This is a genomic window from Mesoplasma tabanidae (genome assembly GCF_002804025.1).
Lineage (GTDB): Bacteria > Bacillota_I > Bacilli_A > Mycoplasmatales > Mycoplasmataceae > Mesoplasma > Mesoplasma tabanidae.
The window spans coordinates 186482-198878 of sequence record NZ_CP024969.1 but is presented as its reverse complement, the minus strand read 5'-3'; the positions used below and the strand labels follow the sequence as shown (position 1 = coordinate 198878).

The following is a 12397-nucleotide window of genomic DNA, read 5'->3' as shown; positions in this document are numbered from 1 at the left end:
CTATTAATGAAAAACAATAAAAGTAAAAGTTAAGTGTTAAGATTTTAAATTTAAAAATTTATTATGTGTAATGTTTGCTATTTGATCTCATTTTAATAAGTTTTAATATTTTTATTTTTTAAATATTTTATCATTGATATATCTAGCAACACCATCTTGATAATTTGGATATTCAGTAATGTCATAAGCTGTTTCTTTTAACTCATCCAATGCATTTTTCATTGCAATACCATAGTCAACAGCTGCAATTAAAGGAAAATCATTGTAACTATCTCCAAAACCATATGTTTCATATGGACCTGAGCTGTTTAAATAATTATTAATAATTTCAACAGCATAACCTTTATCAATATCTTTTGGAGCTATACTTATAACTCTATTATGGTAATTGTCAATTCTATAATCGCTTCCATATTTTGCTTTAATCTTATTAAAATGATGTAGATATGTTTCTAAATCTGTTCCTTTTTTAGTTATTATAGAAATACTTACAATATCTTCTACAATTTCATTTGAATTTGAAATAACTTTAAATTGCTGTTCCATAATTTTTGCTCATTTTTTTGTATTTTCTGATTCACCAAAAGAATAAACAATTTCTTCTGAAGTAAAATTAACTTTACATTCTTTTTCTTCATCCGCTTCTGTGTAATATAAATCAAAAATTTCATCAATGATATTTTTATCAACAATTTTATTTAGTATATATTTCCCAGTTTTAAAATCAAAAATTTGAGCTCCGTTATTACCTGCAATAATACCACCAAGTTCATCTATTTTTAATTGTTTAGCTATGTTTTTTAAATTTTTTAAAGTTCTTGCTGTAATTGGAATTAAATAACTTCCGTTTTCATAAATATTTTTTACTGTGATAATTGTGTAATCAGAAAACTTGTAATCATCAAATAATAATGTTCCATCACAATCGCTAAATGCTATAATTTTTTTCATTTTTTAACCTTTCTGATTTTTTATGTTTAATTCATTTTATCAAAAAAAATATAAAAAAAATTTTTTCAAATTCTTTTTATATTTTTTTACTATTTTAATTTTATAACTTCATCAAACATTTGATTTTTAATATCAGAAGTATGTGAAATAAATAATACTGTTAAATCAGGATTTTTTAGAATTAAGTTTTCAATTAATTCAGTATTTCCTTTATCTAAACTAGCTGTTGGTTCGTCTAAATAAACAACCTTTTTATTCGATAATAAAGCTCTGCCAATTGCAATTCTTTGAGCTTCACCTTTAGAAATATCCTTACATTCAAATGATAAAGTATTGTTATTTTTAGTTACAAGTTCTTCTAAATTAACTAATTTGACAATTTCAAGTACTTTTTTATCAGTCATTGAATCATCAAATAATGTAATGTTTTCTTTAAAGGTCCCTTCAAAAATAGTTGCTTCTTGTTGAACATAATAAATTTGTTCTCATAATTTTTTACGATCAATTTCTGAATAATTTACTTGATTATTTCACAGAATTTCTCCTTGATAATCTGGTAATGCTCCAAATAAAATTTTAATAAGGGTACTTTTACCAACACCACTACGACCTGAAATTAAATATTTTTTACCTTTATTAACTTCTAAACTTAAGTCTTTAAATAAAGTGTTTCCTTTAATAACTAAACTTAGGTTATTAACAACAATTGATTTAAATGGTTTTAATTTTTCATTATTTAATTCTACTTTTTCATATTTAAATTTTGTAAATAATCCTTTGCTTCCTAGCATTTCAAATAATGCTTGAAGTGTTTGTTGTCCATTACCTAGAAAATTACTTGCCAATTGTGGAACAGCGAAAACAATACCAATAGGAGCTCACTTATATGAGGCTAAAATAACTGTTAATATTAATAATGCAATTTGACAAATAGAACTTGCTGAAATAATACCAGTTACTTGTAAAGCTTCCAAGTTTTTATTTTTTTGTTTGTAATTTTCTAAATCTAGACTTTTTTCATTAATCATTTCATCAAAAATTTCTGTTTTGTTATTATAAAGAAGTTCTCTATAACCAACAATTACATCTTCAACTTTAGATGAAAATTGTTCTTGTTTTGTTGAAACATTATTTACTGTTTTTATCATCGATTTTTGTAATAATCCTGGAACTATCATTAAAATTCAAAATGATACAATAGTTGCTAGAGCAACAATCCAATTTAATAAAAATATTGCAGTTATTGATAATATAACTGCAAAAAAGCAATCAATAAAATTAAATAAATTTTCAAATGATTTTCGTTCGATTTGATTAATATCATTTGTAAGTCAGCTTATAAAATCACCATTACTTTTACTATTTAATTCATTTAAATTTAAAGTAACTATTTTTTGAATAACTACTCTTCTTAAATATAGATTAAACTTTTTAATTGTTTTTATTTTTTGTTGTTTTTGGAAATATGAAAATAAAATAAAAATCAAAAATGAAAGAGCGCATATTCCAATTTCAATAAAAAGTTTATTCATATTTTTTTGTTCACCATTTATAACTTCAACCGCTGTATTTACAATATAACTTACAATATAACCACTAAAAACCATTGCAGCAGCTGAAATAAATGCAAGAACTGAAAAAAACATAATTGATGATTTGTTCCTTTTATAAATTTTTTGCATTCTTTTATCACCTCTATTTTCTATATTTTTATTAATTCAAAAAAATCCTCTAAAAATTTATTATTACTACTATTACTATTCCCACAAGTTACACAATTTAAATTTTTTTCTCATTTTATTATTTCTTTAAGTTCAAGAGTATTAAAATCAATTCTTTTAATAACACTATAATTTTCTTCGTTTTGCAAAGTTTTAACTCATTCATTTACCATAATACTAATTAACATTTGAATTGTATAAGAAGTAGCTGCTGTTATTGGTTTAAAATTGCTTTTTTGTAAATTTTTAATAAAATTATATAAGTCTTCATTAATAATTTCACTAAATAAACAGTCAACGCAACCGCCTTTACCTTTTTTGACAAAAAAATATCTACCATTATTTTTTTGACAAAAACAAAAAACAACAGGTTTATTTTTTATAATGCATGCTCGATTTACTATTCGTTGAAGTAAATAAGGTGGTTCATCCATACATGAAAAAACTCATTCACTTTCGCATATTTGTTCAAGAACATCAGAAACACTTTTCATTTTTTTGTAACTTCTATTTATTGAAATTTTTGGATCTTTGCTTTTTGCATATTCATAGGCAACGTCAACTTTATATTTTCCTATATCTTTTAATGTTCAGATATTTTGTCTATTTAAATTTGAATAATCTATTTTATCAAAATCTACAACGTTAATTTTTTTAACTCCTATACAAATGAGATGTTCAAGCAATGTAAAACCACCACCGCCTAGTCCTAAAATAGTAACTGATGTTTTATTAATTTTTTTTTGAAAATTTATTCCATTAATATTTTCATCATTGAAATAAAAAATATTAGACTTATTATTTTGAATTCATTTATCCGATTTATATGGTTTATCAAGTGTTAAAATAAGTCCTTTTTCTATAAATAAATTTATTCCATTTTTAATTATTTTTCTAACGTTAAATTCATACTCATCTAAAATTTCTAAAAATTTTAATGATCCATCACATTTTTTTATCAATTTTTCTCAAATACCTTCTGAATCATCGATAGTTCAACAATCTGAATCATCTGTTCCAATTCTTAAGGTGCTTTTATCAATTTTAAAAAAATGTTTTTGTAAATTTCATAATAAATACATTTTTTTATCCTCGTTTAACTATAATAGAAAATAAAAAAGAATAAAAATTCTTTTTTATAACTATTTTTTTATACAAAATATCAATTAACAACAACATCTTCTTTGGCTGTCTTAATAATTTTATTTAGTTTTAATTCTTTCATAAAATTTTTATCTCCTTTCTTATTACCAACAATAATATAATATTATTTTTTTAAAAACAATTAAAACAATAATTAAAAATAAAAAAAAGAATCCTTACGGATTCTTTCATAAACTGGCAGCGTTCTATTTTCTCACAATGCAATATCGTCGACGCTGTAGAACTTAACTTCTGTGTTCGGTATGGGAACAGGTGTGACCTCTACGCTATAACCACCAGATCTTTTTATAAATTGTTCTCTGAAAACTGAATATTAGATGATTACATACTCAATTGCTTCTTTTTCTAAAATTCTCTCGATCTATTAGTAATGGTTAGCTTAATGCCTCGCGACACTTACACATCCATCCTATCAACCTCATAGTCTATAAGGGATCTTACATTCTAAAGAAATGGGAAAATTCATCTTAAAGGAGGCTTCTCGCTTAGATGCCTTCAGCGATTATCCGTTCCACACATAGCTACCCTGCTGTGCCACTGGCGTGACAACAGGAGCACCAGAGGTGTGTCCATTCCGGTCCTCTCGTACTAGGAACAGCTCTCTTCAATTTTCCTACGCCCACAACAGATAGGGACCAAACTGTCTCACGACGTTCTGAACCCAGCTCGCGTACCGCTTTAATGGGCGAACAGCCCAACCCTTGGAACCGACTACAGCTCCAGGATGCGATGAGCCGACATCGAGGTGCCAAACCTCCCCGTCGATGTGAACTCTTGGGGGAGATCAGCCTGTTATCCCCGGGGTAACTTTTATCCGTTGAGCGACGGCCCTTCCACTCGGGACCGCCGGATCACTAAATCCTACTTTCGTACCTGTTCGACTTGTAAGTCTCACAGTCAATCACACTTATACTTTTGCGCTCTATGCATGATTTCCAACCATGCTGAGTGTAACTTTGAGCGCCTCCGTTACATTTTAGGAGGCGACCGCCCCAGTCAAACTACCCACCAGACACTGTCCTTAACCCGGATAACGGGTCGAAGTTAGAAATCCAATATAACGAGGGTGGTATTCCAAGGTTGACTCCACTGGCCCTAGCGGTCCAGCTTCAAAGTCTCCCACCTATCCTCTACACGTTATACCAAATTTCAATATCAAGTTATAGTAAAGCTCCACGGGGTCTTTCCGTCTAGTTGCGGGTAACCGGCATCTTCACCGGTACTAAAATTTCACCGAGTCTGCAGCCGAGACAGCGAAGGGATCATTACGCCTTTCGTGCGGGTCAGAACTTACCTGACAAGGAATTTCGCTACCTTAGGACCGTTATAGTTACGGCCGCCGTTCACCGGGGCTTCAATTCAAAGCTTCGCTTGCGCTGACTTCTCCTCTTAACCTTCCGGCACTGGGCAGGCGTCACCCCCTATACTTCGTCTTGCGACTTAGCAGAGAGCTGTGTTTTTGCTAAACAGTTGCCCCTCCCTCTTCACTGCGGCTCAACTTACGTTGAGCACTCCTTCTTCCGAAGTTACGGAGTTATTTTGCAGAGTTCCTTAGCTACAGTTATCTCGCTTACCTTAGGATTTTCTCCTTGACCACGTGTGTTCGTTATAGGTACAGGCTACTAGTTATTAAGTTAGAAGCTTTTCTTGGAAGCGTAGGGTCATGTACTTCGTTACTAGGCGAACCGTTCACTCCTCATAACACTTCAGCGTTTAATACAACACGGATTTGCCTATGTTGCCGCCTTTGTGCTTAACCCAGGACATCCATCACCTGGGATACACTACCTTTCTCCGTCACTCCATCACTAACTAGCAGGTACAGGAATATCAACCTGTTGTCCATCGACTACGCCTTTCGGCCTCGCCTTAGGTCCTGACTAACCCTGGGTGGACGAACCTTGCCCAGGAAACCTTGGTCAAACGGTATGAATGATTCTCACATTCAATCGTTACTCATGCCGGCATAATCACTTCTAATCGTTCCACCAGTCCTCACAGTCTGACTTCATCACAATTAGAACGCTCCCCTATCACTGTATTAAAAAATACAATCCGTAGCTTCGGTATTAGGTTTAGCCCCGGTACATTTTCGGCGCAGAATCACTCGACTAGTGAGCTGTTACGCACTCTTTAAATGGTGGCTGCTTCTAAGCCAACATCCTAGCTGTCTGTGCAATTCCACATCCTTACACACTTAACCTAAATTTAGGGACCTTAGCTGACGATCTGGGCTGTTTCCCTCTCGAGCATGGACCTTATCACCCATGTTCTGACTGCCGAGTATCCGACAATGGCATTCGGAGTTTAATTCTATTCAGTACCCCTAGGTGGGGCCATCATAGATTCAGTGCTCTACCTCCATTGTGGTAAACCTCGACGCTATACTTAAATATATTTCGGGGAGAACTAGCTATCTCCGGGTTCGATTGGAATTTCACCGCTAGCCACAAGTCATCCGCGGTCATTTCAACGAACGTCGGTTCGGTCCTCCATTTGGTTTTACCCAAACTTCAACCTGCTCATGGCTAGATCACCCGGTTTCGTGTCTAATGCAACGTACTAAACGCCCTATTAAGGCTCGCTTTCACTACGGCTCCGCATATTCTGCTTAACCTCGCACGATACATTAACTCGCCGGCTCTTTCTACAAAAAGCACGATATCACCCATTAACGGGCTCTATCTTCTTGTAAGCACATGGTTTCAGGAACTATTTCACTCCCCTCTCGGGGTACTTTTCACCTTTCCCTCACGGTACTGGTTCACTATCGGTAAAATGGGAGTATTTAGGCTTGCCGAGTGGTCTCGGCGGATTCCGACAAAATTTCACGTGTTTCGCCGTACTCAGGATCCATCTAAGAGATCAACACATTTCGTATACGGGGGTATCACCCTCTATGCCACTACTTCCCAGTAGTTTCTACTATATGTTGATTTTGTAACTCTAAAAAGATGTCCTACAACCCCAGCCCGTAGACTGGTTTGGCCTCTTCCGCGTTCGCTCGCCGCTACTAACAGAATCATTATTTATTTTCTTTTCCTCTTGGTACTAAGATGTTTCAGTTCCCAAGGTTCCCTTCTCATAAGCTATGTATTCACTTATGGATAATACGAGATTAATCGTATTGGGTTTCCCCATTCGGATATCACCGGATCAAAGCTCACTTCCAGCTCCCCGATGCTTTTCGCAGGTAATCACGTCCTTCTTCGGCTCCATTTTCCAAGGCATTCACCATGTGCCCTTACTATTTTTTAGAAAAAATCTTAAAGCAATTGATAATTGATTCAGTAAAATTTATTTTTATTTGTTAAAAATTGTTGATTTATTTTAATCTTTTACAATGCTTTTCATCTAATATTCAGTTTTCAAAGAACAATTCTCTTTCAGAGATTATATTTAAATAATCCCTGAAAACTAAATAGAACATATAATAGTCAATCTGTTTTGTTTTTATCTCCATAGAAAGGAGGTGATCCATCCGCACGTTCCCGTACGGATACCTTGTTACGACTTAACCCCAATCGCTAGTCCTACCTTGGGACGCGCCTTCCTTACGGTTAGGAAACGTACTTCTGGTATTACCAACTCTCGTGGTTTGACGGGCGGTGTGTACAAGACCCGAGAACGTATTCACCGCGACATAGCTGATTCGCGATTACTAGTGATTCCGGCTTCATGAAGTCGAGTTGCAGACTTCAATCCGAACTGAGACCGACTTTTTGAGATTAGCTCCCTCTCGCGAGATTGCGACTCTTTGTATCGGCCATTGTAGCACGTGTGTAGCCCAGGACATAAGGGGCATGATGATTTGACGTCATCCCCACCTTCCTCTAGCTTACACTAGCAGTCTCGTTAGAGTCCTCAACTTAATGTTAGTAACTAACGACAAGGGTTGCGTTCGTTGCGGGACTTAACCCAACACCTCACGGCACGAACTGACGACAACCATGCACCACCTGTATCAATGTTAACCTCCACTACATCTCTGTAGCTTTGCACTGTATGTCAAGCCCTGGTAAGGTTCTTCGTGTTGCTTCGAATTAAACCACATGCTCCACCACTTGTGCGGGTCCCCGTCAATTCCTTTGAGTTTCACTCTTGCGAGCATACTACTCAGGCGGAGTACTTAATGCGTTAGCTGCAGCACTGAGGTAATCCCCAATACTTAGTACTCAACGTTTACGGCGTGGACTACTAGGGTATCTAATCCTATTTGCTCCCCACGCTTTCGTGCCTCAGCGTCAATAATCAGCCAGTAAGCCGCTTTCGCCACTGGTGTTCTTCCATATATCTACGCATTTTACCGCTACACATGGAATTCCGCTTACCTCTCTGATATTCTAGTCCCGCAGTTTTCAAGGCGAACCGGAGTTGAGCTCCGGGCTTTAACCTCAAACTTGCGAAACCGCCTACGCACCCTATACGCCCAATAAATCCGGATAACGCTTGCCACCTATGTATTACCGCGGCTGCTGGCACATAGTTAGCCGTGGCTTTCTGGTAAGGTACCGTCAAGATAAGAGCATTTCCTCTCCTATGTTTTCTTCCCTTACAACAGAGCTTTACAACCCGAAGGCCGTCATCACTCACGCGGCATTGCTTCATCAGACTTTCGTCCATTGTGAAAAATTCCCTACTGCTGCCTCCCGTAGGAGTCTGGGCCGTATCTCAGTCCCAATGTGGCCGATCAACCTCTCAGTTCGGCTACGTATCATCGCCTAGGTGGGCTTTTACCCCGCCTACTAGCTAATACGCCGCATCCTCATCTTCTAGTGATCCAAACGGATCTTTGAATGTTTTCTCATGCGATAATAACATCCACATGCGGTATTACCTTTCGTTTCCAAAAGTTATCCCCCGCTAGAAGGTAGATTAGATACGTGTTACTCACCCGTTCGCCACTGAGGTGCAAGCACCTCCGTTCGACTTGCATGTATTAGGCATGCCGCCAGCGTTTATCCTGAGCCAGGATCAAACTCTCATTTTAAATTATTGTTTTGATTCTGACTATTATATTTTTTGTATATTATTCTGTACTCAATTTGAAATTGTTACAGGATTGTACAATTGTTGTTCTATTTAGTTTTCAAAGATCATTTGTTACCTTTTAAAGGGCACAATAATTAATATACACTATTTCACTTTTCAATGCAATATATTTTTTAAAATATTTTTTAAAAGATAATTTAGCAATATTTTCAAATAAAAAAACTAGCAATATTTTTATACTAGTTTTGTTTTCTTATGGTGCGGGATAAGGGACTCGAACCCTTACGTCAAAGACGCTAGATCCTAAGTCTAGTGCGTCTGCCAATTCCGCCAATCCCGCAGGATGGTGACTCGCCGGAGGCTCGAACTCCGGACCCACTGGTTAAAAGCCAGTTGCTCTACCGACTGAGCTAGCGAGTCATAACTTGGACAATAAAAATATTATCATTATTTTTTAAATTAATCAATGTAATTATAAAAATATAACAGATTAAAAAATAAAAGCACCAATGGTGCTATTTTAAAGTTGATAATGGTGCTGACTAGAGGATTTGAACCCCCGACCTACTGATTACAAGTCAGTTGCTCTACCAACTGAGCTAAGTCAGCACAAAAAAATGGTGGAGTGCAACGGGCTCGAACCGCTGACCGCCTGCTTGTAAGGCAGGAGCTCTCCCAACTGAGCTAGCACTCCAATAATAAATGGTAGCCTGTACGGGGTTCGAACCCGTGTGTCCACGGATGAAAACCGTGTGTGTTAACCGCTTCACCAACAGGCCAAATGTAATGGCGGCTTTTACAGGACTTGAACCTGTGACAAACCGGTTAACAGCCGGTTGCTCTACCAACTGAGCTAAAAAGCCAAATACAAATTTATTGGTTGTTATTTAATTTTGTTATCCTCTAAGGACAATAAAAATCTTATCATATAAAAAATAAGTTGTAAATAAAATTTAATAATTTTTATTTTTTTTTATTTTTCAAGCAAAAAAACGCATATCTTAAGCGTTTTATTTTATTTTATTAAGTTGTTTTTCATATAAATTAAATGTGTTTTCCATTAATGTAATTACAGTCATTGGACCAACTCCGCCAGGAACTGGAGTTATATAACTAGCTTTTAATTTAACATTATCAAAGTCAACATCTCCAACTAGCTTATTAGTTGCTGGATCTCTAATAATCCCTACATCAATAACAATAGCATCATTTTTTATCATGTCTTCACTAATAATAAATTGCTTTCCTGTAGCACTAATAATAATGTCTGCTTCAACAGTATGCTTTTTAATGTCTTTTGTATTTTTATTACACATTGTTACAGTTGCTTGTTTGTTTAATAACATCATACCTAGTGGTTTTCCAACAATATTGCTTGTACCAATTAATGTTATATCTTTATTTTTAACATCAATACTAAATTCTTCTAATAAATTAATAATTCCTAATGGTGTGCATGGAAATGTAGTGTCATACCCTTGTAACATTTTACCTTGATTAATGTAATGAAAACCATCTACATCTTTTAAAGGAGTAATTGCTTGCAAATAATCTTCTTCAATAAAATCATCAGGTAGTGGCAACTGTAATAAGATTCCATCAATATTTATATCAGAGTTTAGTTCATTTATTTTGTTATATAGTTCTTCTTTTTTAATATCATAATTAAAACGTAAAAGTTCTGAATTAATACCAACTTGATTGGCTATTTTAATTTTATGAGAAACATAAACTTCACTTGCAGGATCATTACCAACCATGATAACAACTAGTTTAGGTTTTCTTAAACCCTTATTTTGATATTCTGAAATTTTTAATGCTAATTCATTTTTTCTTTTTAATGCTACTTTTTTTCCATCTAAAATAATCATAATATCACCTACCCTATAGTTATGTCTTCTTCTAAATATTTAAAGTTTGTTTTTCTTGATGGTTTAATAAATGCTAATAATGTATTTGAAATTCCAAGTTGTCCTAAGAACATACATAAAATAATTAATAGTTTAGTCAATACACCAAAATTATACATTTGATGTTGAGTAAATGGGTTCATCCCAACTGTTCCATATGCACTTGTAATTAAAGTCAATATTTGTATTATACTTGCATCACCCTGATTTTGTACAAGTTCTCCTGCTACTCCATTTTCAACACCTGGTGTTAAATAGGCATTTGAATCAAAATAAATTAATATAACTACAATAGTTAATATAAATACTGAAATAAAAAATACTGAGAAACTTCTTCTTACTGTTTCAGCTGGTATAACTTTTTTAAAAGCACTTGTATAACTTTTATTTCTAATAACAGCTCATGTTGAAAGAATGATGATTGCAAATGTTGTGGTTCGAATACCACCTGCTGTTGATGATGGGGCTGAACCTATAAACATTAGTGAAGATAATATTGACTTTGAGGATGCATTAAAATCATTAATTGGAACAGTTGAGAAACCAGCATTTCTACAAGCTGTTGTATTAAATATAATATCCATTGCTACAGCATATCCTGGTTTTGCTTGGGTTACAATTACATTAATTGGCATTTGAGTTAATGGATCAACTTTATATTCATAGTAATTAAAAATTAATGAATTTGCCTGATTTGAATATTCACTTGCAAAAACTAATAAAGGGCCAACAAGAAATAATATTGAATAAACTCAAAAATTTAATTTAGTAAATAAACTAAATCTAACTTTTTGACCAACTCTTCTTGCTCTTAATTTTCTTTTAATATCGTGGAATGTAGGATAACCTAATCCACCAATTACTCATTCTAATAAGAAAACTATTTGAATTCCATATACTTGATGCCCTTCAATATTATAAGGTTGAAGTGAGTTTGTTGACAATAAATCATATCCAGCATTATTAATAGCACTAGTTGAATGAAAAACAGCAAATCAAATTGACTTTAAAAAATTATGATAAGGAGAAACCACATTTAATTCTGTTCCATTTGTGGATACAGTTGCAGGTTGTGAAAAAAAGAATAAAAAGAATAAAATTCCAGCAGCTACTAGTTGTACAAAAGTTAAAAATATAAACCCATCTTTAATTAATTCAATAGTTGATGATTTAACATCATTACCACGTTCTGATTGGGCAACAACTGTGTCATTAAGTGAAATCTTTTTATTAATTGAAATAAACAAAATAATTTTTAATGTTAAAACTCCAATTCCACCCATTTCAATTAAAACAAGTAAAATTAATTGACCTCAAAATGTATAGTCATGAGATGGATCAATAATATTAATACCAGTATCACTAAAAGCACTTGATGCTGTAAATATTCCAGTTAGATAGTCTCATCTAAAATCATAACCATTTAAATCATTATTAATAACAATCCCCGGGATACAAAGTAAAAATCCTCCAAATAAAACAATAAATAAATAAATTAAAAATATTCGTCCAGATACTTTAGACAAAGGTCATCATATTTTAAGTTTTAAAAAAGCTTTTTGGGGATCAAACTTATTCTTTTGTTCTTTATCATTTTTAATTTTAAGTCAATTAGGTTTATCTGACTTATTTCTTTTGCTTGTCATTTGATTACCCCCA

At 33.8% G+C, this 12397-nt stretch carries 5 protein-coding genes, 6 tRNA genes and 3 rRNA genes; all 14 read right to left on the bottom strand.

Annotated elements, in window-relative coordinates; genetic code table 4:
- Positions 1-111: 111 nt before the first annotated feature.
- The 14 genes from MTABA_RS00930 to MTABA_RS00865 all read right to left on the bottom strand — a co-directional run bounded on the left by MTABA_RS00930 (position 112) and on the right by MTABA_RS00865 (position 12384).
- Complete coding sequence (locus MTABA_RS00930; protein WP_100679330.1) at positions 112-951, bottom strand: HAD-IIB family hydrolase; 840 nt, start codon at positions 949-951, stop codon at positions 112-114.
- A gap of 89 nt (positions 952-1040) precedes the next feature.
- The gene (locus MTABA_RS00925) at positions 1041-2633 is read right to left on the bottom strand and encodes an ATP-binding cassette domain-containing protein (RefSeq protein WP_100679329.1); all 1593 of its coding nucleotides are present in this window, start codon (positions 2631-2633) and stop codon (positions 1041-1043) included.
- Positions 2634-2653: 20 nt separating this feature from the next.
- The gene (locus MTABA_RS00920; RefSeq protein WP_100679328.1) at positions 2654-3754 is read right to left on the bottom strand and encodes a ThiF family adenylyltransferase; all 1101 of its coding nucleotides are present in this window, start codon (positions 3752-3754) and stop codon (positions 2654-2656) included.
- Between the two features lie 254 nt (positions 3755-4008).
- A 5S ribosomal RNA gene (gene rrf / locus MTABA_RS00915) occupies positions 4009-4116 on the bottom strand.
- 63 nt (positions 4117-4179) lie between these two features.
- Positions 4180-7094 (bottom strand): 23S ribosomal RNA (locus tag MTABA_RS00910).
- A gap of 207 nt (positions 7095-7301) precedes the next feature.
- Positions 7302-8826: ribosomal RNA gene (locus MTABA_RS00905) — 16S ribosomal RNA — on the bottom strand.
- Together the 16S, 23S and 5S rRNA genes with 6 tRNA genes alongside form the textbook arrangement of a ribosomal RNA operon.
- A gap of 258 nt (positions 8827-9084) precedes the next feature.
- Positions 9085-9168, bottom strand: a tRNA-Leu gene (locus MTABA_RS00900).
- A gap of 4 nt (positions 9169-9172) precedes the next feature.
- Positions 9173-9248 (bottom strand) — tRNA-Lys (locus MTABA_RS00895).
- A 113-nt stretch (positions 9249-9361) separates the two neighbouring features.
- A tRNA-Thr gene (locus tag MTABA_RS00890) sits at positions 9362-9437 on the bottom strand.
- 9 nt (positions 9438-9446) lie between these two features.
- Positions 9447-9522: transfer RNA gene (locus MTABA_RS00885), tRNA-Val, on the bottom strand.
- Between the two features lie 9 nt (positions 9523-9531).
- Positions 9532-9607: transfer RNA gene (locus MTABA_RS00880), tRNA-Glu, on the bottom strand.
- Positions 9608-9615: 8 nt separating this feature from the next.
- Positions 9616-9691: transfer RNA gene (locus MTABA_RS00875), tRNA-Asn, on the bottom strand.
- Between the two features lie 147 nt (positions 9692-9838).
- Positions 9839-10699 (bottom strand): bifunctional 5,10-methylenetetrahydrofolate dehydrogenase/5,10-methenyltetrahydrofolate cyclohydrolase, encoded by an 861-nt coding sequence (locus MTABA_RS00870; RefSeq protein WP_100679327.1) that lies wholly within the window; start codon positions 10697-10699, stop codon positions 9839-9841.
- A gap of 8 nt (positions 10700-10707) precedes the next feature.
- On the bottom strand, positions 10708-12384 hold the full coding sequence (locus tag MTABA_RS00865; protein WP_167373315.1) for a potassium transporter TrkG: 1677 nt from the start codon (positions 12382-12384) through the stop codon (positions 10708-10710).
- Between the last annotated feature and the right edge of the window lie 13 nt (positions 12385-12397).